The organism is Rhizobium sp. LjRoot30, assembly GCF_964253915.1.
Lineage (GTDB): Bacteria > Pseudomonadota > Alphaproteobacteria > Rhizobiales > Rhizobiaceae > Metarhizobium.
Genome location: NZ_CAXUSG020000002.1, coordinates 296295 through 320605 on the forward strand (window position 1 = coordinate 296295; position 24311 = coordinate 320605).

The window sequence follows — 24311 nt, forward strand, 5'->3', positions numbered from 1 at the left end:
CGGCCAAACGAACTTCAAGGCAACATCATGAAAAAAATCGGTTTCCTTTCCTTCGGCCATTGGACGCCCTCGCCGCAATCGCAGACCCGTTCCGCCGGCGATACGCTGCTCCAGTCCATCGATCTTGCGGTCGCCGCCGAAGAACTCGGCGCTGACGGCGCCTATTTCCGCGTCCATCACTTCGCCCGGCAGCTCGCTTCGCCCTTCCCGCTTCTGGCGGCGGTCGGCGCCAGGACGAAAACCATCGAGATCGGTACCGCCGTGATCGACATGCGCTACGAAAACCCCTTCTACATGGCTGAGGATGCCGGCGCTGCCGATCTGATCGCCGGCGGACGCCTGCAGCTCGGCATCAGCCGCGGCTCGCCCGAACAGGTCATCGACGGCTGGCGTTACTTCGGCTACCAGCCGCAGGAAGGCACCAGCGATGCCGACATGGGCCGCGGCCATGCGGAAGTTCTGCTGCAGCTCCTGAAGGGCGAAGGTTTTGCCAAGCCCAATCCGCAGCCGATGTTTCCCAACCCGCCGGGCCTGCTGCGCCTCGAGCCGCATTCCGAAGGGTTGCGCGAACGGATCTGGTGGGGCGCAAGCTCGAACGCGACCGCTGTCTGGGCTGCCAAGCTCGGCATGAACCTGCAAAGCTCGACGCTGAAGAACGACGAAACCGGTGAACCCTTCCATATCCAGCAGGCGGCGCAGATCCGCGCCTATCGCGATGCCTGGAAGGAGGCCGGGCACAGCCGCGAACCCCGCGTGTCGGTGAGCCGCAGCATATTTGCGTTGGTCAACGACCTCGACCGCGCCTATTTCGGCCGCGGCGGCAAGGAGCAGGATTCGATCGGCTACATCGATGAAAACACCCGCGCGATCTTCGGGCGCTCCTATGCGGAAGAACCCGACGTCTTGATCAAGCAGCTTGCGGAGGACGAAGCCATCGCCGAGGCCGATACGTTGCTTCTGACCGTGCCCAACCAGCTCGGCGTCGAGTACAATGCCCATGTGATCGAGGCGATCCTCAAGCATGTCGCTCCGGCACTCGGCTGGCGCTGACGCCGGCCGCGCAGATCAAACGGTGCCTGCAGGCTTTGCCAGAACGGTGGGTATCGCCCGTTCTGGCATCTGTCCACGGTCAGGCGAGCGACGGACTGCGGCGCGCCAGTCGGCCGGTATTCAGGGCGGAGATCCGTTTGGTTTCGTAGTAGGCTTTCTTCTGTTCGTACATCAACAGGTCGGCCCGCTTGACGAGGGATTCCATGCTTTCGCCAGGCTCGTTGGTCGCCACGCCGCATGATACGCTGAGAGGCGCGCTCGAATAGAACTGGTTGTTGATCTTCAGCAGTTCGTTGATGGTTTCCAGCATCGAGTTTGCCGCCTTGGCGTCTGTCCCCGGCATCAGCACGGCGAATTCGTCGCCACCGATGCGTGCCGCGCAATTCGGCCGCGAGACCGCGCCGTTGAGAATTTCCCCAAACCGCCGCAACAGGGCGTCGCCGGCATCGTGGCCGAGCTGGTCGTTGGCATCCTTCAGGCCGTTGAGGTCGATCAGGATCGCCGAAACGGGGCGCAGCGACTTTCGCTCCAACCGGTTGATTTCGTCGACATAGAAGGCGCGGTTATAGAGCTTCGTCAGCACGTCGTGCTTGCCGAGATATTCGAGGTAGGCCTCGGCTTTTTTGCGGGCGGTGATATCGGTCAGCGCGACCTGAACGCGTGACCAGTTTTCCTCGTAGCCGGGAAAGACCGAAAAATGCAGCAGGATGTGGCGCTCCGCCCCGTCGAGTGCATAGTTGATGACTTCGCGGTGGTGGAACAGGTTCCCGTTCCAGAGTTCCATCAGCTGCTCGCGGAACGGCTTTTCCATGTCGTCGCGGAAAATCTCGCCAAGGCGCTGCAGCAGGGTCAGGCGGTCAGGCGCGCAGAAGAGGTCGAGCGTCGCCTGGTTGACGTCGATCACATGGATTTCGCTCATGCACTGGCGGACAAACTCCGGGTGCACGTCCATGAACGTCCGGAAGTCGACGATGCCACGATCCCGCACGGTTTCGATGAGGCTCCTGATGCCGCTGAAGTCCTCGATCCAGAGCGATACGGGCGAATGCTCGAAGATCCCCTCGGCATACAGTCGCTGCGTGACTTCCGCACGGCGAGCATCTTCACGTACGGTGATGTCTTCGGTGGTCAGGAGCAGTTTGCCCAGCGTGCCTTCGTAACCCGGCATCACCGCGCCGCGCAGCTGGATATCCAGGCGCTGGCCGGAAAGGGTGTAGTTGACGGTCGTGCTGGAAAAAACCAGCTTTCCGTCGAAAAGATCGGCCAATTCGTTGACATGCGTTTCCAGCATGTCGTCCCGGAAGACCTGGTGCAGGTTATCGCGGAGATGATCGAGATCGGTGGCTTCGAAAAGCTCGAGCGTCTTGGCATTGACGTTCAGCAGCCGGATCCGGGCCGAACATTCCGTGATCCGCGCCGTGTCTTCGCGCAGGAAAGCGCGGATATCCGCCACCCCTTGCGCACGCCAGAGATCGAACAGCGCTTTGACGTCACTGAAATCCTCGATCCACATCGCAATCGGCGAGAGGTTGAACACGTCGGAATCGAATGTCTCGGACATTTAACCACCTGGAAACGAGTTAAGCATGCGCGCCGGAAGCGCAAAAATTCAGCGTATCCGTACTATTAGCCGCGAAAGGTAAACCGCTGCTTGACTGTTTCAGGATCGCGTCAAATCAATCGTGCGGCAGTTCAGCACGGAGCGCCTCCTTTTTCAATCAGCCCTATTGGTGGCGGATCGTGTACTTCATCCGGCCTGGTCGAGCGCGTTTTTCCGAACCAGGCGGCTTATCTTGCGTTCCAGATGATTGTCGGGTTCGCTGTCGGCGGCTTCCTTGAGCATCTGCGTCAGACGCCGCAATTCATTCTCGTCGAGGTTTTCGATGCCGATGAAACGGTTTTCGGCCGAGCTGGTCAGGATCAGTTCATCCAGCTTTGCCTGCAGCGCCTTGCCATCCCTGTTCTGGGAGTTCTGCAGGATGAACACCATCAGGAAGGTGACGATCGTGGTGCCGGTGTTGACCACCAGTTGCCACGTTTCGGAAAATCCGAAAAGCGGGCCGGAGACGGCCCATGCAAGAATGACCCCGACAGCCAGGACGAAAGTCGCGGGTTTGCCGCTGGCTTCGGCAACCGCATTGGAGAAACGGCAAAAGAAATCCGAAATACGCATGGAAATGCTCCTGCTTGAATGCCTTGATCGACAGCGAAAACGCATTCGAAGCTCAAGAGTTGCGCCAGCCGACGACAGATCGAATACAGGCCGGGACGGAGATTGCGGACGGCTTGCGATGACAGGCCCTGAGCCTGTATCGTGGCTGCAACTGCCGGTGATGTCATTTTTGATAGCGGCGGGCTCCAGGGGTCTTGTAAACAAATTAAATCCGTTGATTCCTTCCACTTAGGTCAATCATAGGTTTGCTGACGTGTCCGTCCAGAATGACGATGATTCCCATCTCCTGCAGGCCGGCGAGAACAGCTCCGGCCGGGCCGCCGACGCCTTGGCCGAAAGCGAGGCGCGTCTGCGGTTTCTGGACGTGCTCGGCAAAGCGACGGCGTCGAGTGCGGATGCCGACGAGATCCTCGACATCACGACACGGATGCTGGGACAGTTCCTGAACGTCTCCATCTGCGCTTATGCGGACATGGAGCCGGACCAGGATCACTTCAATATTCGCGGCGACTGGAGTGCCATGGGCTCGGCGAGCATTCGTGGCTACTACAGCCTGGCCGCCTTCGGTGCGCGGGCCGTATGGGATCTGCATGCGGGGCGGCCGCTGGTGATCAACAACAATCTGGCCGAACTGGCGCCGCAGGAAGCCGCCACGTTCCAGGCCATCGGCATCACCGCCACCATCTGCATGCCGCTCGTCAAGCTTGGTCGCCTGACGGCGCTGATGGCCATCCACCACAAGCAGCCGCATGTCTGGACTGCGGCGGAACTCGCCCTGCTGCACGAGGTGACCGAACGGTCCTGGGCGCACATCGAGCGGGTCCGCTCCGACCAGACGGCGCGCGACGCGGCCGAACGGCTGAAACTTGCAACGGACGCCGCTTTTATCGGTATCTGGGATTTTGACGTCACCGCCAACCGGCTGACCTGGGACAACCGTTGCAAGGAACTCTTCGGCCTGCCTGCGCACGCCGAGATAACCTACGAGGGCAGTTTCCTCGCCGGCCTTCACCCGGACGATCGCGAACGGTCGCACCAGGCAGTACAGCAGGCGATCACCAGCACCGTTCCGCAGCCCTTCAATCTCGAATACCGGACGATTGGCCCACGCGATCAGCGGGAGCGTTGGATCGCCGCCAATGGCGACGTCGTCACCACCAGCGACCGGCGCGTCCGGTTTGTCGGCACTGCGCGGGACATCACCGTGCAGAAGAAGGCCGAACGCCACCTCAAGATCGTCAGCGACACCGGCGCGACCGTTGCCGCCGAACGCGACCTGGGAAAGATCGTCCAGACCGTCACGGATGCCGGCGTGGAACTATCCGGGGCAGAATTCGGCGCATTTTTTTACAATGCCATCGACGAGGATGGGCAAAGCTACCAGCTTTACGCACTTTCGGGCGCTCCACGCAGCGCCTTCGAAAACTCTCCGATGCCGCGCATCACCTCCGTTTTCGAGCCGACGTTTCTCGGGCGGGGCGTTGTGCGATCCGAAGATATTCTCGCCGACCCCCGTTACGGCCGCAATGCGCCGCAAAACGGCATGCCGGAAGGCCATCTTCCGGTTCGCTCCTATCTGGCCGTGCCGGTTGTTTCCCGTTCCGGCGAGGTTCTCGGCGGCCTGCTTTTCGGCCACAAGGAGACCGGGCGATTTGGCGAGGAGCACGAGACTGCCCTTCTCGGCATTGCCGGCCACGCCGCGACTGCAATCGACAACGCCCGGCTGTTCCAGAAGGTAGAGGCGGAACTCGTCGAAAGGCGCAGGGCGGAAACGGCGTTGCAGGCGTTGAACGCCACGCTCGAAGAGCGGGTAGCCCAAGAGGTGGCCGAACGCGGCAAGGCGGAAGAACAACTGCGGCAGGCACAGAAGATGGAGGCCGTCGGCCAGCTCACCGGCGGTATCGCCCATGATTTCAACAATATGCTGGCCGTCATCATTGGCGGCCTCAGCCTGCTGCAGAAGAGGCTCGCCCGCGGCGATACGGATGTCGGCAAGTTCGTCGATGCGGCAACCGATGCGGCCCAGCGTGCGGCAACCTTGACGCGGCGCCTGCTCGCCTTTTCCCGGCGACAACCGCTGGCGCCCCAGCCACTGGATCCCAATCGCATGGTCGCCGGCATGAGCGAACTTCTGAGCCGCACACTCGGCGAAACCATCGTGCTCGAAACCGTGCTGGCCGCCGGCGCCTGGCAGATCAATGCCGATCCGGCCCAGATCGAGAGCGCCTTGCTCAATCTCTGTGTCAATGCCCGCGACGCCATGCCGAACGGCGGGCGGCTGACGATAGAAACCTCGAATGCCTATGTCGACGAGCAGTATGCGCGGGCAGCAGGTTTGAAAATCGGTCAGTTCGTGCTGGTGGCGGTGACCGATACCGGTATCGGCATGGACGATGGCGTCGTCGCCAAGGCGTTCGATCCGTTCTACACGACGAAGGAAGTGGGCAAGGGAACGGGCTTGGGGCTCAGCCAGGTCTACGGTTTCGTGCGCCAGTCCGGCGGGGCGGTGAAGCTTTATTCGGAGGTCGGCGTCGGTACGACGGTGAAGATCTACCTGCCCCGGCATTACGGCTCGGCGCTTGTTGCTGCCGCGGCGGAAACGGTACTGCAACTTGCGCCGGGAAGGCCCGACGAAACCATCATGGTGGTGGAGGACGACGAGCGCGTCCGCACTGTCTCCGCCGATGCGCTGCGGGAACTTGGATATACTGTCGTCGAAGCGGCCAATGCGGCGGAAGCGATCGACCGTATCGATGGTGGCCAACCGGTCTCGTTGCTGTTTACCGATGTGGTGATGCCGGGAATGTCGGGACGGGAAATGGTCGATCGCCTTCAGGCAAAAGGCATCGACATTGCCGTCTTGTACACCACCGGCTACACACGCAATGCAATCGTTCACAACGGCATCCTGGAGCCGGACACGCACCTTCTGACAAAACCCTTCACCATCGAAGAGCTGGCCAACAAGGTGCGCTTCGTCCTGGATATGAGATCAGCGAAAGAAACAGTATAGCGGTGTGGCCCTGTCCTGCCACTCAAGGCCCGCATCAAGCAGGCCACATCGAACTCTACTGCTTCCTGGTGTCTTTCTTCGCGGCGGCATTCACGTGATGCTCGTTGCTGCCGCCATGGGCGCCGGATGCATTGCCGGTATTGTTGGGCTTGGTGCCCGAGGCCGCCTTTTCAGGATTCGCGCCCTTGGGGTTATTCTGCGCTGCCTTGGCCTGCGGTGAACCGGCATGGGTCGCCATATCCATTCTCCTTGATCGTTGAGTATAAGAGACCGGCACTGCCGATCCTTTGCTTCAACGGCAAAGCGGATGCACTTGTTCCCTCCTTTGGGAAATGAGGCCGCGGGTGGACTTCAGCGCTTGCGGACCCGGTCGAGGACGCTGTCGAGCGCCGCGGTCAAGGCGTCCGTGCCGCCATGCTCGCGGAAGCGGGCGAACATTTGCTCGTTCAACCCGCCTTTGGTGGAATATTCGTGACGCAGATCCTCCAGCGACAGCGCCGGAGCATTCAAGGCCGTGGTTGACAGGCTGGCGAACAGCGGTGCGAGGTAGGCGCGTGCGTTTTCCGCCGGCAAGCCTTTTTGCCGAAGCCAGCCGACGACGTGATCCATAATGCCGAAATAGGATCCCATCAGCGCGCTTGCGGTCGCCAGCAGTTCGAATTCTTCGACCGACCGGCACGGAACCGCTATGCCGAGGCCCCCGAAAAAAGCCTCGACCGCCGGAGCCGGCGGCAGGATCGTCGTGACGCCGCTGCGGGTGGCGACAAAGGGCAATGGCACGGCGCGCACGATTTCGACCGGCACGTCGATCCAGCTGCGGAGGGTTTCATGATCGACGGTGGCGACGAGGCTGACGACCAATTGTCCCGGGCGAAAATGCAGCGCGCGCACGACCTCTTCTGCCACATCCGGCCGGATCGCGAGGAAAACCATGTCGGCCGCATCGACGACCTGCTGGTTGCCGCCGGCGATACGCACTTTTGGCGAGCGGGCGGCAAGTCTGCCGGCCGTTGCAGCCGAGCGGGGCGAGACGGTGATGTCGGGGAGATCCCCGCCGCCCGACAGCATACCGCTGACGATCGCCTCGGTGATCGTGCCGGTACCGATGAAGCCGAGCCGGGTGGACACGGGAAAGGCCGTCATTTCAATCCTCCGGGATCGTATGGAAGCTGGCCGGCAGCATCGCGGCCGCGCCGGACATGGGTTCCGGCGGGCGCTGCGGGACAACGCGGGATCATTTTATGCGCTGCCACGACAGAGCGGATCGCCACCGGCCGGTAATAGCGGATGGGATCGGGCGTTTCCTCCACCCTGCCCAGTGGCGTGTCGTCGGTCGCGGACATCATCTTTCCCTCGTGGTGCAGCCTACGCCTCGAACTTTACCATAGTGCCGCCGCCGGTCGCCTGGTCGGTTGGAAAAACCTCGATGCGGGCGACATCGACATGCACGGGAAGCGCAATCACGTCATGGACGATCTGGGCGATATTTTCCGGCTGGATCGGCCGATAACCATCGTAAAGCACGGCGTTCGCCTGGCCACCGGGAATGGAGGTGCGGTAGAGTGCCGTCTGCACCCGGCCCGGCACGATTTCGCTGACACGTACGGAGCTGCCGAGCAGGTCGCAGCGCAGGTTGTCGCAGAACAGGCTGAGGCCGGCCTTGGAGGCGCCGTAGACGCTCATCGACGGATAGGGCGCCTGCCCGCCGCTGGAGCCGATATAGATGAGATGGCCGCGCTTGCGTGCCACCATGCCGGGCAGGACCAACCGCGTCAGGTGCATCGGCGCCTTGAGGTTGATATCGATCATCGCGTCGATTTCCGCCGGGTCGATCTCCGCAAAGGCGGCCCGGGCCGACAGGATGCCGGCATTGTTGACGAGAACGTCGACCTCGATGCCGTCGAGCGCCGCGGCGATGCGTGTCGTGTCGCGCACATCCGCCTTCACGGCGATTGCGCCGGACGATGCGGCAAGTGCGTCGAGTTCTTCCTCATTGCGGCCGACCGCATAGACGGCGAGGCCTCGGCTGCGCAGCATCGGCACGATGGCCTTGCCGATGCCGCTGGTCGCCCCCGTGACGACCGCGACGCGATAGGCATCAGACATAGATGTAGCCCCCGCTGATCACGACGTTTTCGCCGGTCGCATACGTGTTGCGTCCGGACGCCATCATGACGATCCATTCGGCCATTTCGACCGGCTCGGCGGCGCGGCCGAGCGCGCTGGCTTTCGCAAGCTCGGGCAGGAAGCCAAGCTCCTTGGCGCGATCGGTGGCAAAACCTGCAGGCGCCACGGAATTGACGAGGATCTGGTCTTTGGCGCATTCCTGCGCGAAGGATTTCGTCAGGCTGACGACGGCCGCCTTCGTTGCGGCATAATGCGCATTCTGCGGATGCGCCTTGAAGGCATCGACAGAGGTGATGTTGACGATGCGGCCCGTCACCTCAGGCAGGTTGACGAACTGGCGCATATGGCGCACCGCCGCCACCATCATGTGATAGGTGCCCTTGACGTTGATGGCGTTCTCCAGGTCCCAATCCTCGTCGGTGATTTCCAGAATGGCCTTGCGGGGATAGATTGCCGCACTGTTGACCAGCGCCGTGATGCGGCCGAGTTTACCGGCAACCGCGTCGAAGCCCGCATGCGCCGTTTCTGCCCGGGAGATATCGGCGACTGCGGTCGCCACCTCGGCGCCGAGTGCCTGCAACTCCGCCGCCGACGAAGCGAGCAGCGCTTCGTTGCGATCGATGAGGCCGATCTTCGTCGCGCCGTGCGCGATCATCAGCTTCGCCGTCACAAGCCCGAGGCCAGATGCGCCGCCGACGATGACAACAGACTGGTTCTTCACGTTTCCTACCTCGCGATTTTCAGGTTGCGCCACCATATTGGTATGTTATCACTTATATGCCAACTTGAATGAAGCGCAAGCCGTTTTTGGAACCCTGCCCATGATTCCCCGCCTCGACACCGCAAGGCGCGCGCCATCGCCCGGCGCAGGCTTCCTCCAGCATCTCGCTGCTGTCGGCCTTGAAGGCGACATCGCCGTGGCGGCGGCGGATCGCACGGTGTTTTCGACCGACAACTCGATCTATCAGGTCGAGCCGGAGGGCATCGTCTTTCCGAAGAACATCGATGATCTGAAGACGATTGCCAAGGCGCTTGCCCGGCCCGAGTTCGCTCGCATCACCGTTGCCCCACGTGGCGGCGGCACGGGCACAAACGGCCAATCGCTGACGAACGGCATCGTCGTCGACTGTTCGCGCCACATGAACCGGATACTGGAGATCGACCCGGTTCGTCGCATCGCCCGCGTTGAGGCCGGCGTCGTGAAGGACCAGCTGAACAAGGCGCTCGCCCCCTACGGCCTGTTCTTCGCCCCGGAACTTTCCACCTCGAACCGCGCCACCATCGGCGGCATGATATCCACCGATGCTTGCGGACAGGGCTCCTGCCTCTACGGCAAGACGAGCAATCATGTGCTGGGCCTGCGGATCGTGCTGGTCGATGGCACCGATTTCTTCTCCCGCCCGGTAGAGGAGGATGAACTGCGGGTTCTGCAGGCGCGACAGGACAGCATCGGCGATATTCATCGCATACTGGCCCGTATCGCCACTGAAGACGGCGAAGAGATCGAAAGAATCTTTCCGAAACTCAATCGTTTCATGACGGGGTACGATCTCGCCCATATCAGGCGCGAGGATGGCCGGTTCGATCTCAACGCCGTGCTCTGCGGCTCCGAGGGAACGTTGGCGATGATCGCGGAGGCGGAACTCAATCTGCTGCCTATTCCCGCCCACGCGGCATTGATCAACATCCGCTATAACGATTTCCAGGCCGCGCTGCAGGACGCGCGCAATCTCGTCGGCCTGCGCGTCGCGTCAGTCGAGACGGTGGACGAAACGGTGCTACGCCTTGCCAAGGGCGATATCATCTGGCCGCGCATCGCCTCCTTTTTTCCCGACGATGCGGACGGCCAGACGAACGGCATCAATATCGCCGAAGTGCTGGCCGACACACTGGAGGAGCTGTCGTTGCGGCTGTCCGCCGTAACCGCAGCGCTGGAAGGCAGCCCCTTTCCCGGCAGGAAGGGTTTTACCATCACCCGCGCAAAAGCCGATATCGAGGCCGTCTGGACGATGCGCAAACGAGCGGTCGGCTTGCTCGGCAATGTCGACGGCCCGATCCGGCCGGTGCCTTTCGTCGAGGATACTGCCGTTCCACCGGAAAACCTCGCCGCCTATATCGCGGAGTTCCGTGCGCTGCTTGATGGGGAGGGGTTGACCTACGGCATGTTCGGCCATGTGGATGCCGGCGTGTTGCATGTGCGGCCGGCTCTCGACCTGACCCGCCCCGAGCATGCGGCCATGGTCCGTCGGATCAGCGATGCGGTCGTCGCCCTGACGCAAAAATACGGCGGCGTGCTCTGGGGCGAACATGGCAAGGGCGTGCGATCGGAATATGTGCCCGCCTTCTTCGGACCGCTCTATCCGCGCCTGCAGGACATCAAGCAGGCTTTCGATCCGCTCAACCAGTTGAACGCCGGCAAGATCGTAACGCCCGCGGGGTCCGTCCTGCCGAAGATCGACGAGATCCCGTTGCGCGGAACCTCCGACCGCATCATCGGCAACGAGATCCGCGCCGCCTTCGATAACGCCGCCTATTGCAACGGTAACGGCGCCTGTTTCGATTTCGATCTCGACGGGTTGATGTGTCCCTCCTACAAGGCGACGCGCGATCGACGTTTTTCGCCGAAAGGCCGTGCGTCGCTGATGCGCGACTGGTTGCGGCGGCTGGCGGAAAAGGGTGTCCGGCCGCAGCAGGAGGCGGCAAGGCAGCTACGACTGACGGCACCGCTGCAGCTCATCAGGCGGATGTGGAACACGCTGAACCCCGCCAACCGCGACGACTTTTCCCACGAAGTTCGGGCGGCGATGGATACCTGTCTCGCCTGCAAGGCCTGTGCCGGCCAATGCCCGGTCAAGGTCAGCGTGCCCGCCTTTAGGGCGAAATTTCTCGAGCTTTATTATGGTCGTTACCTGCGACCGCTGAAGGATCCGCTGATCGCCACCATCGAGACCATGCTGCCGCTGATGGCGCGGACAAGGCCGCTCTACAATCTCTTCGTCACCTCAACGTTCGGAAAAGCCGCCATGCGGCTCGTCGGCCTGACGGCCTTGCCCGCCCTGCCCTCGCTGTCGCTGCGCCGCACGTTGACGAGCGCTCGGGTGCCGGTTGCCACGCCGGAGGCGCTCGCGGCCTTGAGTCCCGAGCAACGGGCCAGATCCGTCGTTTTCGTGCCCGACGCTTTTACCGAGCATTTCGATCCGCAAATTCTTCTGGATGCCGTGGATATTGCCGGTCGCCTCGGGTTTCGCGCCTTCGTGTCGCCATCGCTCATCAACGGCAAGGCTTTGCATGTGCACGGCTATCTCGGCGCCTTCGAGAAGGTGGCGGGAAGAACCTCGCGGTTGCTGGATCGTCTTGCCGATACCGGCATAACGCTGGTCGGCATTGACCCGTCGATGACCCTAACCTATCGCAGCGAATATGCCGGCAATGCCGCAACCCGCACCCGAGCGCATATCCAGCTTCCCCAGGAATGGCTCGTCACGGCGCTGGACCGCTTCCCTGCCCGCGCGCCTTCCATCGACCGGCCACCACATCGATTGATGGCCCATTGTACCGAGCGCACCAACGCGCCTTCGTCGACCAATCAGTGGAAGGCCGTCTTCGCGAAACTGGGTGTCCATCTTGCCCTGGCCGAAACCGGCTGCTGCGGCATGGCCGGAACCTTCGGCCATGAGGTGCGCAATCGCGACCTTTCGGAAAAACTCTACGGCATGAGCTGGCAGCCGGCGCTGGCACAAGCCAAGGCCGACGATGTGCTGATGGCAACGGGTTATTCCTGCCGGTCGCAGGTCAAGCTCATGGAGCAACGCCAGATGCCGCATCCCTTGCAGGTCATCCGGGCAATTCTTCAAGAAGAAGAGACGCTTCCCCTGGAAGGCCGCGCCATGTATGATATGTGATAAATGCAAACCACCGGACAAAGGGCTGGATCGGCATGTCGATCATAACACAGCGGGGCAATCTCGCGGAAATCGTCGTCGCCAAGCTTGCCGAACGCATCGACTCCGGACTTTATGCGCCCGGCGAGAAGATACCGTCAAGTGCGCAATTGTGCGAGGAGTTCGGCGTATCCCGCACCGTCATCCGCGAGGCGCTGACGTCGCTGAAGGTTGCCGGACGCGTCATCGCCCGCCAGGGCGCCGGCGTATATGTGACCGAAAAGGATGCCAAGACGCTGAATTTCGAGATCAGCCGCATCGACGACATCCGCTCCGCCATGCAAATCCTTGAGTTGCGGCTTGGCGTGGAGATCCAATCGGTGGCGCTTGCTGCCCAGCGTCGCACGCCGGAAGCGCTCGCCGAAATCGCCCGCGCCTTCGATTACATCGAAAACCTCGACACCAACGATGCCGAGATCGAGGCCCGCGCCGATTTCGAATTCCACCTCGCCATTGCCAAGGCGACCCGCAATCCGCATTTCCCGAGTTTTCTCGAAGCGGTCATGGGCGAGATCAATTTCGATCTGGTGCTAAAACACCGCCAGTCGGGGCGCACCTACAATGCCTACCTCAAGAAGATCAACAAGGAGCACGCCGCCATCCTTGCAGCGATTACGCAGGGCGATTCCAAAGCGGCCAAGCAGGCGCTGATCGCCCATCTCGAGGAAAGCCTCAATCGCTACCGGCTGATGCTGGACGAGCCGTCAGGCAGCGAAGCGGAGGATTGATCGCCGCGAACAACGCGGCGATCTCCGAAGGCGGAACCCGGCCTTATGCCCGCTGTTGCAAGGCCTGTTCGCGGATCTGTGTCAGGCTCATCTTCACCGTCAAAGCCTCCGGATCGATGCGAATTTCGATCAACGACGGTTTGCCGGAAGCCTCCGAACGGCGGAAAGCATCGGCAAACTCCGCCGTCGTCTCCACCGTCTCGCCATGCAGGCCGTAGGAGCGCGCAAGGGCGGCAAAATCCGGATTGGTGAGTTTCGTTCCCGTGACACGGCCGGGATAGCTGCGCTCCTGGTGCATGCGGATGGTGCCGTACATGCCGTTGTTGATGACGAGGAAGATGACGCGGGCGTCATATTGCATCGCCGTCGCCAGTTCCTGGCCGTTCATCAGGAAACAACCGTCGCCGGCAAATGCCACCACCGGCCGGCCGGGCTCGGTGATCTTGGCGGCGATCGCCGCCGGCACACCGTAGCCCATCGAACCGTTGGTCGGTCCGAGTTGGGTGCGGAAGGTACGATATTGATAGAAGCGGTGCGCCCAGGCAGAATAATTGCCGGCCCCTGTCGTCAGGATGGCGTCTTCGGGCAGATGGCCGCGCAACCACGCCATGATGTCGCCCATCTGCACCGGCCCCGGCGTCTGCGGATGCTTTAGGTTTTCCAGATAGTCGGCATGCGCATCTTTCGTCCAGTCGGCCCAGGCAGGCGCGGCGACAGGCGAGAGCTTCGCCGCCTGCGACAGGAAACCGCCGACGCTGGCGTTGATCGGCAGGCTCGCATGGTAGACGCGGCCTAGTTCCTCTGCTCCGGCATGGATATGGACGAGGGTCTGTTTCGGCACGGGAATGTCGATCATCGTGTAGGCGCCGGTGGTCATTTCACCGAGGCGGGCACCGATGCAGAGCAAGAGATCGCAATCCTTGACGCGCTGAACCAGCTTCGGGCCTGCCGCAAGGCCGAGATCGCCGGCATAGTTGGCATGACTGTTGTCGAACAGGTCCTGGCAGCGGAAGGACGCAGCAACCGGCAGCGAAAAAGCTTCGGAGAAGGCCTTCAGGTCGGCCACCGCCTTTTGCGTCCAGCCGCCACCGCCCGCAACCACCATCGGCCGCCGTGCTTTGGCCAGCAGGGACACGAGTTCGTCGAGCTGCGGCTGGCCGGCATAAGTCTCCACACGCTTGTAGGCCGGTGTATCGGCAATCGCCACCCTGTCGGTCAGCATGTCTTCCGGCAGCGCCACGACCACCGGCCCCGGCCGGCCATTGACGGCGCGGTGGAAGGCCTGGGAAATCAGTTCGGGAATACGCGCGGCATCCTCGATTTCCACCACCCATTTCGCCATCTGGCCGAACATGCGGCGATAGTCGATTTCCTGGAAGGCTTCGCGCTCCACCTGGTCACGCGCCACCTGGCCGATGAACAGGATCATCGGCGTCGAATCTTGGAATGCCGTATGCACGCCAACGGATGCATTGGTGGCGCCCGGGCCGCGGGTGACGAAGCAGATGCCGGGCTTGCCGGTGAGCTTTCCGTAGGCTTCCGCCATGTAGGCCGCCCCGCCCTCCTGCCTGCAGATGACGAATTCGATGTCATCCTCGGCATCATGGAAGGCATCGAGGGCCGCCAGATAACTCTCGCCGGGCACGCCGAAGACACGGTTCACGCCATGGATCTTCAGTGCGTCGACCAGGACCTGGCCGCCGCTGCGGGTCTCATATTCGGTTGTCATGTCAGTCTCCTCAGCCGCTAGGCACTTCCGCCTTTCTCCGAAACGCGAAAACGCTCTAGCCTTTTGTTTTTACGCAATTCCGGACGCAAAACCGCTCAGCACTTTTGCTGGAATTGCCCTAGATGACAGCGTCCTCAAGGAAGGGCCGGTTCAGGGCAACGCGCTCATAACCGAAAGGCGAGAGGTCGAGCGTCCTGAAGCCGCCATAGGTGATCAGTTCGGAAAGCCCTCGCCCCATCGCCGGCGATTGCTGCAGGCCGTGACCGGAAAAGCCGTTGGCGAAGAGGAAATTCTTCACCGCGCTGTGCGGGCCAAGGATGACGTTGTGGTCGAGCGTGCAATAGTCGTAATGCCCGGCCCAGCTGTTCACCACCTTGATCGCCTCGAAGGCCGGCACGCGGCCGGCCAGCGTCGGCCAGATCTCGTCCTCGAACTCATCGTGCATCACGGCGAAATCGGTCGGATCGACCTCCGGATCGTGCTTTGGATAGGTGCCCATCAAATAAAACTTGCCTTCCGGGCGGAAGAACACGCCGGTCGGATCGATGGTCAGGCCGACGCCCGGGCCAAGCGGCGTGCGGCAATCGACGACGAAGAGCGAGCGGCGGCGCGGCTCGACGGGGATTTCGAGGCCGGCCATGCGGGCAAGCTTCTTGCCGTTGGTGCCGGATGTGTTGACGAGCGTGCCGCAGGCGATCGTCTGGCCGCCCTTGGTGGTCACCGAGACGATGCGATCGCCTTCACGGTTCACTGCGACTACCTCGTCCTCGATATATTCGACGCCGAGGGTGCGAGCCTTCTTGCGAAAACCCTGGAGCAGGCCGACGCTATCGAACCAGCCCTCGCCGCGCTCGCCGGTGCTACCGAGCGTCAGGCCTTCGGTGTTTAGCCACGGGAAGCGTTTGCCAAGGCCTTCCGGATCGAGCAGCGTCACTTCCGCGCCGCAGGCGATCTGCGTTGCATGGTTGCGGCGCAGAACATCCGTGCCACGCTCGTCGCCGGCGAGGAACAGGTAGCCGTTCTCGTGAAAACCGATCTCAGGCGTATCGTCGTCGACGGCGACGTTTTCCTTGAAATTGCGGATGAACTCGGTGCCGAATTGCGAGACCTGGACGTTGATCGCATTGGAAAACTGGTGGCGGATCGAGGCGGAGGACAGTGCCGTCGCCGAACGCTGGTAGGTCCAGTCCTTCTCGATCACCAGCACCGAGCCGGTGAAATCTGGGTTGGTCGCCAGAAAGTAGGCCGTGGCGCTGCCGACAACGGCACCGCCGACGATGACCACGTCATAAGAAGTTTTCGAAGCCTGCATCGCCGAACTCACTTCTTGCCGTCTTCGAAATGACCGACGGCCGTAAAACTGCCGCCCTGAAAGCGGACAGCGGGATCGTTCGGATCACCCTGTTGCGTCTTGGCGAAGACCTTGTCGGCGTAATCGTCGGCGCTGTCTTCCGGCTTATAGCCGAGTGAGGCTGCGGTGCGGTTATCCCAGAAGGCGCGGCTGTTGTGCGACATGCCGTAAGCGACCATAAAGCCGACGCGTTCCGCCGACAGGCTCTTTTCGACGAGTTGGCGGCAGTCGCGATAGGAAAGCCAGGTGATCAGGTGCCGGCGGTCGGTCGGCTCCGGGAAACAGGAGCCGATGCGGATCGAGACGGTTTCGATGCCGAACTTGTCGAAATAGTAGCGGCCGAGGTTTTCGACGAAGGTCTTGGAGACGCCGTAGAGGCTGTCCGGCCGTGTGGGCACGCTGCCGTCGATGGTTTCGGTGCGCTCGTAATAGCCGATGGCGTGTACGGAACTGGCATAAACGATGCGCTTGACGCCGTGGCGGCGGGCTGCCTCGTAAATGTGGTAACCGCCGGAGATGTTGGAATCGAGGATGGTTTTCCATTCTGCCTCAAGCGGCTGTCCGCCGAGGTGCACGATGGCATCGCAACCCTTCACCGCTTCGGACACTGCATCGAAATCGGCCAGCTCGAGTGTGGCGTCTTCCTCGTGGGCCTCAAGATTTTCGCAAGGCTTGCGATCGGACAGGCGGACGACCTTGCCGAGACGGGTGCCCGACTGGCGAAGCGCTGAGCCAACGGCGCCGGCGGCTCCGGTCAAAAGAACTCTCTGGAAATGAGACATGGTTTTTCCCTCTTTAGCGCAGCCGGGCCAAGGCATCGGCGATGCGCTCGATAGCCAGGGTCAGATTATCGCGGGATGTCGCAAAGGAAAGGCGGATATAGGGTTCGACGCCGAAGGCCGCACCCGGCACGGTCGCAACCTTGCCTTCCGTCAGCAGGTAGGAGGCGAGCACCGTGTCGTTGGCGATCACCGTGCCATCCGGCGCCGTCTTGCCGATGTAGGGTGCACATTTCGGGAAGAGATAGAAGGCACCTTCCGGCGCGCGCACGCCGAGCCCCGGGATTGCGCCAAAACCCTTGGCGACCAGTTCGCCGCGTGCCCGATACTCGGCAACCGCCGTCGTGACGAAATCCTGCGGGCCGTTGAGTGCGGCGGCCGCCGCCACCTGGGTAATCGACGAGGGGCAGGTGGTGCTCTGCGATTGCATCTTGTTCAGCACCGTCGTCAGGCTTTTCGGCCCGGCGGCGTAACCCAGCCGCCAGCCGGTCATGGCGTAGGCCTTTGAGACGCCGTTGATGAGCAGCGTGCGGTCACGAAGCTCCGGGCAGGCATTGGCGAAGGACGTGAACGGCACGTCACCGCAAACGATGTGTTCGTAGATCTCGTCCGACATGATGGCAACGCGGGGATGGCGGGCCAGCACGTCGCCGAGCGCCCGCAACTCGTCTGCGGTATAGATCGCCCCGGTGGGATTGGAGGGCGAATTGAAAAGGAACCAGCGCGTCTTCGGCGTGATCGCCGCTTCCAGCCGCTCCGGGGTGATCTTGAAGGCATCCTCAACGCCGCATGCAACGATTTTCGGCAGACCTCCGTGCAGGATGACGATGTCGGTGTAAGAAACCCAATAGGGCGCCGGTACGACGACCTCGTCTCCCGGTTCCAGCGTGCCGAGGAAAGCGTTGAACAGGATCTGCTTGGCACCGTTGCCGATGGAAATCTCGTCCATGGCATAGTCGAGACCATTCTCGCGCTTGAATTTCCTGACGATCGCGTCGCGCAGTTCCGGCAGGCCGTCGGGAGCGGTGTAGCGGGTAATGCCGCGCTTCATCGCATCGACGGCGGCATCGACGATATGGGCGGGGGTATCGAAATCCGGCTCGCCGAGTGACAGGTCGATCACCTGTTCGCCCTTCGCCCGCATCGCCTTGGCGGCCATGGAAACGGCCATGGAGGGCGACGACTTGATGGTGGAGGCCCTGTGGCTTTCGAATGCGATCATGCTCATGCCTTTTCTCCTGCCTTGCCGTAGAGCGCAGCCTGTTCCGCCGTGATGTAACCGTGCCTGACGTCATGGGCGACCGCCTCTGCCGGACGCGTCGCCGGATCGCCATATCCGCCGCCGCCGGGCAAGGAGAGGACGAGCCGTCGGCCTTCCGGCACGAACTGCAGGCCCTTGCCCTTCAACACCGTGCCGTCATCGAGCGCCACGCCACCTGACGCGCCATCAAGACCGCCGTCGCGACCCCGCGCCGGATGGTGCAGGCGGTCGAACATGGCGGAGAAGCGGAACGAAAAACCTTCGGCTGCCTCGATCTCGATCATCTGGCCGAGACCGCCGCGCCGTGCGCCGGCGCCGCCGGAGCCTTCGCGCAATTCCTTGCGCCAGACGATGACTGGGCCGACATTCTCCGTCGCCTCGATCGGCATCGTGTGCACGCCGCTGGGGAAGGCCGTTGCGTTCAGGCCGTCGAGCGAGGCGCGGGCGCCGGAACCGCCGGAGTTGAACATCAGGATTTCTGCGCCCTTGCCGCCGATCTGGTCGGCGACGGGGCGAACGCTCATATGCAGGTTCCACAGCGCGCTGGCGCCTTCCGCCGGCACCTGGCCGGGTAGCGCCTGATGCAGCGCGCCGAGCACCAGATCGGGCACGAAATGGCCGAGCACATGGCGCACGGCGACCGGCGCCGGGCGCTTGGCGTTGAGGATGCAGCCCTCCGGGGCTGCGACATCGAAGGGTGCAAGCGAGGCGGCATTGTTGGGAATATCCGGCGCCACGACACATTTGATGCCATAGCAGGCATAGGCCTTGGCATAGACCAGCGGCACGTTGATGCCGAACTTGCTCATGCCGGATGTGCCGTCGAAATCGACGAGCACGCCGTCTGCGCCGATGGTGAGTTTGGCCGCCAGATGCACCGGCTCGTCGTAGCCGTCGAGATCGAGGCTGTAGGACCAACTGCCATGCGGCAGGGTCCTCAGGCGCTCCAGCGTTGCCTCGCGGCTGTGCTTGAGGATGAAACCGCCGATCATCGAGAGATCGTCGAGGTTGAATTCCGTCAGCATGTCGATGAGGCGGCGATGGCCGGTCTCGTTGCAGGCGGCCAGCGCGTGAAAATCGCCGACCACCTTGTCGTTCTCGCGCACATTGTTGCGCACGATGTGGATGAGCGTACGGTTCAGTTCGCCGCGTTCGAAGAATTTCATGATCGGGATGAAGAGGCCTTCTTCATAGACTTCCCGCGCATCCGGCCCGAAACCGCGCCCGCCGACATCGACGACATGGGCGGTGGAGGCAAAATAGCCGACCAGCCGGCCATGGTGGAAGGACGGCGTGACGACGGTGATGTCGTGCAGGTGGCCGGTGCCCTTCCAGGGATCGTTGGTGATGTAGACATCGCCTTCGAAGATGTTTTCGGGGCCGATGTCGCGGATGAAATGCGCGACCGACTCGGCCATCGCATTGACGTGGCCCGGCGTACCGGTGACGGCCTGCGCCAGCATCCGGCCTTCAAGGTCGAAGACGCCGGCGGACAGGTCGCCGGCCTCGCGAACCGAGGTGGAGAAAGCGGTGCGGATCAGCGTCTGGGCCTGCTCTTCCACAACGGAGATCAGGCGGTTCCACATCACCTGCATATGGATATCGATCATCGATTGATTCATCGGTCCAGTCCTCAAATCCGGGTAACGAGCAGGCAACCGTCGTTCTGGACGATGGCCTTGAAGGTGGCGGTGAGCATGGTGGATGTCTCGCGCTCGACGATGACGGCGGGGCCTTTCACGACGTTTCCGGGTTTTAGGTCGTCGCGCTCATGGATGCCGGCATCGAGGAAGGCGCCCTGCGCGGCTTCAAACAGCCGCCGGCTCTTGGACGGCGCCACGACATCGCCTTCGGCGACGACAGCGACGCGGGCGACCGGCGGCAGCGGCGAGCTTGCCTTGACCGACCAGCTGACGATCTCGACATCGAGGCCTTCGATGGCGCGGCCGAAGAAGCGCTCATACTCCGCCTCGAACTGCGCGGCGATCTTGGCTGCGCTGCCGGCGTCGAATGTTTCGGTTTGGAGCGGAACGGGGATATCCCACCCCTGCCCGGCATACCGCATGAACAATGTCCGCTCGATCACCGGCGCGGCGGCATCAAGCCCACCTTCGACGAAGCCAAGCGCTTCCGCCTGCATTGCAGCGACCAGCCTGTTCGCCTCGGTAAAATCGAAATCGGAGAGGTTGAAGACCGCGCTGCGCACTGACTCATAACCGAAAGGCGCGCGCAAAAAGCCGATAGCGGAGCCGACGCCGGCGCCTGCGGGCACCAGGAAGCTGGAAATGCCCATCTTCTCGCAGAGACGGGCCGCATGCAGCGGGCCGGCGCCGCCGAAGGTGATCATGGTGAAATCGGCGATGTTCTTGCCGTTCTCGACCGTATGGACGCGGCCGGCATTGGCCATGTTTTCATCGACCATCTCGCAGGTGCCGTAAGCGGCGCCATCCGCATCGAGGCCGATTGCGGCGCCGATATCGTCCTGCATGGCCTTGCGGCTCAACTCGACCGAAAGCGGAATGGCGCCACCGGCAAAATTGTCGGGATCGAGCTTGCCGAGGATCAGGTCGGCATCCGTTACCGTCGGGTGCTTGCCGCCACGCTTGTAACAGGCCGGCCCCGGTTCGGACGCGGCCGAATGCGGCCCGACGCGGATCTGGCGCATGCCGTCGATTGCGGCGATGGACCCGCCGCCGGCGCCGATTTCCACCATCTCGACCACCGGAATGGAGATCGGCATGCCGGAACCTTTGCGGAAACGATAGGTGCGGGCGACCTCGAAGGTCTTGGCTGTCTTCGGCACCTGGTTTTCGATCAGGCAGATCTTCGCCGTCGTGCCGCCCATGTCGAAGGAAAGGACCGTGTCGAGGCCGTGGCGGCGGGCGATGTCGGCGGCAAAGATCGCGCCGCCCGCCGGACCGGACTCGACAAGGCGGACCGGAAATTCCGAGGCGCTTTCAACAGAGACGATACCGCCACCGGAATGGATCATGAAGACCGGACAACCGACGCCGATCTCTTTCAGCGAAACGACGAGGCGGTCGAGATAGGATTTGATCGCCGGCTTGACGTAGGCATTGGCACAGACCGTGTTGAAGCGTTCGAATTCGCGCATCTGTGGCGACACTTCCGACGAAATCGACACGGAGACATGCGGCAGGCGCTTGAGGATGGCATCGCGCACGGCCGCTTCATGGGCGCCGTTGGCATAGGCGTGGATGAAACCGATGGCGACGCTTTCATAGCCGCCTTCGCTTATGGCGGCGACGACGGCTGCCACGGATGCCTCGTCCAACGGCAACAACACCTTGCCGGCCGCGTTCATCCGCTCGCGGACGATAAACCGGTCGGCGCGGGCGATCAGCGCCGGGGGTAGGACGATGTTGAGATCATATTGCTCGAAGCGGTTTTCGGTGCGCATTTCCAGCACGTCACGAAAACCCTCGGTGGTGACGAAGGCGGTTTTGGCGCCGCGGCGTTCGATCAGTGCGTTGGTGGCAAGCGTCGTGCCGTGAATGAGCAGGTCGATCTGCGAAAGCGCGATGCCCGCCATCTCGGCAACCGCCGCGACACCCTTCAGGATGGCCCGTTCCGGAGCGGTGTAGTCGGTCAGGACCTTGGTCGAATGGAGCGCGCCATCCAGATCGAGGGCGATATCCGTGAAGGTGCCGCCGATATCGACGCCCACCCTGCAGTTTCGTGGCGTATTAGTCACCGTTTCGTTCCCCACATACACGCGCCTTGGGGCGCCCGACCTCATCCGGCGCAGCGGCCGGCGAAGCTTCCAGAACGCCAGTTTTCACAGCCGGCGCGCCGAAGCAAGATTTCTGCTTGACGGATTTTGGATATATCACTTATCATACATGTGTCAACTTGATTTATGGCTCGATTGCGACGGAAATAATATCGCGATCGCGACATGAGATCGGCTGCCGAGTGCCCGGAAATGGCGTTGCGGAAAGCCCAAGAAACAAGCCGAACGCGGATCAACCGCGCGCCACATGAAAGAAGATCAACGGCTTAACCAGAGGGAAGCCCTTCATGACGCATTTTTCCAAACTCCTTGCAGCAACGGCCATAGTCTCCTCCCTTTTCCTCTCCCCGACCTTTGCCGCCGACACCATCAAGATCGGCGTCGCCGGCCCGTTTACCGGCGCCAACGCGACGTTCGGCGAGCAGGTCTTCAACGGCGTCTCCGCTTATGTGAACGATGTGAACGCTGCCGGCGGCATCAACGGCAAGCAGATCGAACTGGTGAAGGGCGATGATGCCTGCGAACCCAAGCAGGCTGTTGCCGTGGCAAACCGTTTCGTCGACCAGGACAAGGTGCAGGCGGTGATCGGCCACTTCTGCTCGTCGAGCACGATCCCGGCATCCGAAATCTACAACGACGCCGGCATCCTGGAGATGACCCCGTCCTCGACCAACCCGACGGTCACCGACCGTGGCTTCGACAATCTGTTCCGCGGCTGCGGCCGTGACGACCAGCAGGCCGTCGTTGCCGGCGGTTTCATCCTCGATACGCTGAAGCTCGACAAGATCGCCCTGATCCATGACAAGGACACCTATGGCCAGGGCCTGGTGGACGCCGTCAAGAAGACCATCGAAGCCCGCGGCATCACGCCGGTTCTTTACGAAGGCCTGACGCGCGGCGAACGCGATTTCAACGCGCTCGTCACCAAGATCAAGAGCACCGGCGCCAATGCGGTCTATTTCGGCGGCCTCATTCCCGAAGGCGGCCCGCTGGTGCGCCAGCTCAAGGAACAGGGTGTCGATGTCGTCTTCGTCACCGGCGACGCCTTTGCGCAGGCGGAACTCGTGGCTGCTGCCGGCGGCGCGGCCAACCTGAAGAACGTCTACTACTCCGCCACGCCGGATCCGCTCGCCGACCCCTCGACGAAGGATGTCCAGGATGCCCTGACCAAGGCCAACATCACGCCGGCGAACTACGTGCTTTACGGTTATGCCAACGCGCAGGCCGTCGTGGCGGCCCTCAAGGCTGGCGAAGACCTGAAGGCGCAGGCCGATTGGCTGCGCGGCAACACGGTCGATTCCGCCATTGGCAAGATTACGTGGGATGAGAAGGGCGACATCAAGGACTTCAAGTTCGTCTTCTACACCTTCGACGACAAGGGAACCCCCGTCCTCGTCCCTTAAAGGCAGGCTCATTCAGATCGGCCGGGCATGCGTGTCCGGCCGGCTTCTCCGTGCCCGCAAAAAATAAAAGAGGGGTTCGCCATGGACGTCTACATCCTGGCCCAGCAATTGTTCAACGGCATCACGCTCGGCACGATCTACGGCCTGATCGCCGTCGGATACACCATGGTCTACGGTGTCATCCGCATGATCAACTTCGCCCATGGCGACGTCTACATGGTCTCGGCCTATATCGCCGCGATCACTCTTGCCGTTCTCGCCTTCTTCGGCATCCAGTCCGTGCCCTTCGCCCTGATCTCCGTGCTGGTGATCAGCTGCGCGGTCACGGCGGTCTATGGCTGGGCGATCGAACGGGTGGCCTACCGGCCTTTGCGCGGCTCGACGAAACTCGCCCCGCTGATCTCCGCCATCGGCATATCGCTGATGCTGCAGAGCTACGTGCAGATCTCGCAGGGTGCCCGCGACCAGGGCGTGCCGACGCTGATCCAGGGCGCCTTCCGTTTTGGCGACGAGGTGCATTTCGCCCAGATCACCTACATGCAGACGGTCATCCTGTTCGCCGCGCTGATTGCCATGGGCATTCTCACCTACGTGATCAACTATACCCGCATCGGCCGCGAATGCCGGGCGACCCAGCAGAACATCCGCATGTCGGCGGTGCTGGGCGTCAACACCGACCGCATCATCTCGACGGTCTTCGTCATCGGCGCCGCAACGGCTGCCGTCGGCGGCACGCTCGTCACCTTCAACTACGGCTCGTTCAACTTTTTCATCGGTTTCGTCATGGGCATCAAGGCCTTCACCGCAGCCGTCCTCGGCGGCATCGGCTCGCTGCCCGGCGCCGTGCTGGGCGGCATCCTGCTCGGGCTGACCGAAGCCCTGTTCGCCGGTTATGTCAGCACCGACTACAAGGACGTCTTCGCGTTCGCCCTGCTGATCCTCCTGTTGTTCTTCCGCCCCTACGGCCTGCTCGGCCGGGCGGAAATCCAGAAAGTGTGAGGG

19 protein-coding genes are annotated in these 24311 nt (G+C 62.3%); 6 read left to right on the top strand and 13 right to left on the bottom strand.

The features are described 5' to 3' along the window. The first annotated feature begins 27 nt into the window (after positions 1-27). Positions 28-1050, top strand: a complete 1023-nt coding sequence (locus ACSQ3I_RS05360; RefSeq protein ID WP_435996759.1) for an LLM class flavin-dependent oxidoreductase — start codon at positions 28-30, stop codon at positions 1048-1050. A 79-nt stretch (positions 1051-1129) separates the two neighbouring features. On the opposite strand, the gene ACSQ3I_RS05365 is transcribed toward ACSQ3I_RS05360, so the two are convergent. Both ACSQ3I_RS05365 and ACSQ3I_RS05370 read right to left on the bottom strand, forming a co-directional pair. After that, on the bottom strand, positions 1130-2611 hold the full coding sequence (locus ACSQ3I_RS05365; RefSeq protein WP_435996761.1) for a diguanylate cyclase domain-containing protein: 1482 nt from the start codon (positions 2609-2611) through the stop codon (positions 1130-1132). A gap of 186 nt (positions 2612-2797) precedes the next feature. Continuing rightward, positions 2798-3223, bottom strand: coding sequence for a low affinity iron permease family protein (locus tag ACSQ3I_RS05370; RefSeq protein WP_435996762.1), 426 nt, complete (start codon positions 3221-3223; stop codon positions 2798-2800). A gap of 253 nt (positions 3224-3476) precedes the next feature. Here ACSQ3I_RS05370 and ACSQ3I_RS05375 point away from each other — a divergent pair, with 253 nt between their 5' ends. Next, the gene (locus tag ACSQ3I_RS05375; RefSeq protein ID WP_435996763.1) at positions 3477-6236 is read left to right on the top strand and encodes a GAF domain-containing protein; all 2760 of its coding nucleotides are present in this window, start codon (positions 3477-3479) and stop codon (positions 6234-6236) included. Between the two features lie 55 nt (positions 6237-6291). On the opposite strand, the gene ACSQ3I_RS05380 is transcribed toward ACSQ3I_RS05375, so the two are convergent. From ACSQ3I_RS05380 to ACSQ3I_RS05400, 5 genes are all read right to left on the bottom strand, one after another. Then, positions 6292-6474 (bottom strand): hypothetical protein, encoded by a 183-nt coding sequence (locus ACSQ3I_RS05380; protein ID WP_435996764.1) that lies wholly within the window; start codon positions 6472-6474, stop codon positions 6292-6294. A 113-nt stretch (positions 6475-6587) separates the two neighbouring features. Next, complete coding sequence (locus tag ACSQ3I_RS05385) at positions 6588-7379, bottom strand: pyrroline-5-carboxylate reductase (protein ID WP_435996765.1); 792 nt, start codon at positions 7377-7379, stop codon at positions 6588-6590. Further along, positions 7376-7582 (bottom strand): hypothetical protein, encoded by a 207-nt coding sequence (locus ACSQ3I_RS05390; protein ID WP_435996767.1) that lies wholly within the window; start codon positions 7580-7582, stop codon positions 7376-7378. The genes ACSQ3I_RS05385 and ACSQ3I_RS05390 overlap by 4 nt, the downstream gene beginning before the upstream one ends. Positions 7583-7601: 19 nt before the next feature. Next, positions 7602-8342, bottom strand: coding sequence for an SDR family oxidoreductase (locus ACSQ3I_RS05395; RefSeq protein ID WP_435996769.1), 741 nt, complete (start codon positions 8340-8342; stop codon positions 7602-7604). Continuing rightward, positions 8335-9084 carry an SDR family NAD(P)-dependent oxidoreductase gene (locus ACSQ3I_RS05400; RefSeq protein WP_435996771.1) on the bottom strand — a complete coding sequence of 250 codons (750 nt, stop codon included), beginning with the start codon at positions 9082-9084 and terminating at the stop codon, positions 8335-8337. Before ACSQ3I_RS05400 ends, ACSQ3I_RS05395 begins: the two co-directional genes overlap by 8 nt. Before the next feature lie 100 nt (positions 9085-9184). On the opposite strand from ACSQ3I_RS05400, the gene ydiJ reads away from it, so the two are divergent. Together ydiJ and ACSQ3I_RS05410 are read left to right on the top strand one after the other, a co-directional pair. After that, positions 9185-12265, top strand: coding sequence for a D-2-hydroxyglutarate dehydrogenase YdiJ (gene ydiJ, locus ACSQ3I_RS05405; RefSeq protein WP_435996773.1), 3081 nt, complete (start codon positions 9185-9187; stop codon positions 12263-12265). Positions 12266-12300: 35 nt separating this feature from the next. Next, positions 12301-13032, top strand: coding sequence for a FadR/GntR family transcriptional regulator (locus ACSQ3I_RS05410; protein WP_435996775.1), 732 nt, complete (start codon positions 12301-12303; stop codon positions 13030-13032). 43 nt (positions 13033-13075) lie between these two features. Here the strand turns inward: ACSQ3I_RS05410 and ACSQ3I_RS05415 are convergent, their stop codons facing one another. From ACSQ3I_RS05415 to ACSQ3I_RS05440, 6 genes are all read right to left on the bottom strand, one after another. After that, the gene (locus ACSQ3I_RS05415) at positions 13076-14761 is read right to left on the bottom strand and encodes a thiamine pyrophosphate-binding protein (protein WP_435996777.1); all 1686 of its coding nucleotides are present in this window, start codon (positions 14759-14761) and stop codon (positions 13076-13078) included. Positions 14762-14879: 118 nt separating this feature from the next. Further along, positions 14880-16073: an NAD(P)/FAD-dependent oxidoreductase gene (locus ACSQ3I_RS05420; protein WP_435996779.1), complete on the bottom strand. Its 1194-nt coding sequence runs from the start codon at positions 16071-16073 to the stop codon at positions 14880-14882. 8 nt (positions 16074-16081) lie between these two features. Further along, positions 16082-16894, bottom strand: coding sequence for an NAD-dependent epimerase/dehydratase family protein (locus ACSQ3I_RS05425; RefSeq protein ID WP_435996780.1), 813 nt, complete (start codon positions 16892-16894; stop codon positions 16082-16084). A 13-nt stretch (positions 16895-16907) separates the two neighbouring features. Further along, positions 16908-18119, bottom strand: coding sequence for a pyridoxal phosphate-dependent aminotransferase (locus ACSQ3I_RS05430; protein WP_435996782.1), 1212 nt, complete (start codon positions 18117-18119; stop codon positions 16908-16910). After that, positions 18116-19774: a hydantoinase B/oxoprolinase family protein gene (locus ACSQ3I_RS05435; protein WP_435996784.1), complete on the bottom strand. Its 1659-nt coding sequence runs from the start codon at positions 19772-19774 to the stop codon at positions 18116-18118. Before ACSQ3I_RS05435 ends, ACSQ3I_RS05430 begins: the two co-directional genes overlap by 4 nt. An 11-nt stretch (positions 19775-19785) precedes the next feature. Continuing rightward, positions 19786-21867, bottom strand: a complete 2082-nt coding sequence (locus ACSQ3I_RS05440; RefSeq protein ID WP_435996786.1) for a hydantoinase/oxoprolinase family protein — start codon at positions 21865-21867, stop codon at positions 19786-19788. A gap of 326 nt (positions 21868-22193) precedes the next feature. On the opposite strand from ACSQ3I_RS05440, the gene ACSQ3I_RS05445 reads away from it, so the two are divergent. Both ACSQ3I_RS05445 and ACSQ3I_RS05450 read left to right on the top strand, forming a co-directional pair. Then, positions 22194-23309: a branched-chain amino acid ABC transporter substrate-binding protein gene (locus tag ACSQ3I_RS05445; protein WP_435996788.1), complete on the top strand. Its 1116-nt coding sequence runs from the start codon at positions 22194-22196 to the stop codon at positions 23307-23309. An 81-nt stretch (positions 23310-23390) separates the two neighbouring features. Next, a complete protein-coding gene (locus tag ACSQ3I_RS05450; RefSeq protein WP_435996790.1) occupies positions 23391-24308 on the top strand; it encodes an ABC transporter permease subunit in 918 nt (305 codons plus the stop codon). Positions 24309-24311 lie beyond the last annotated feature (3 nt).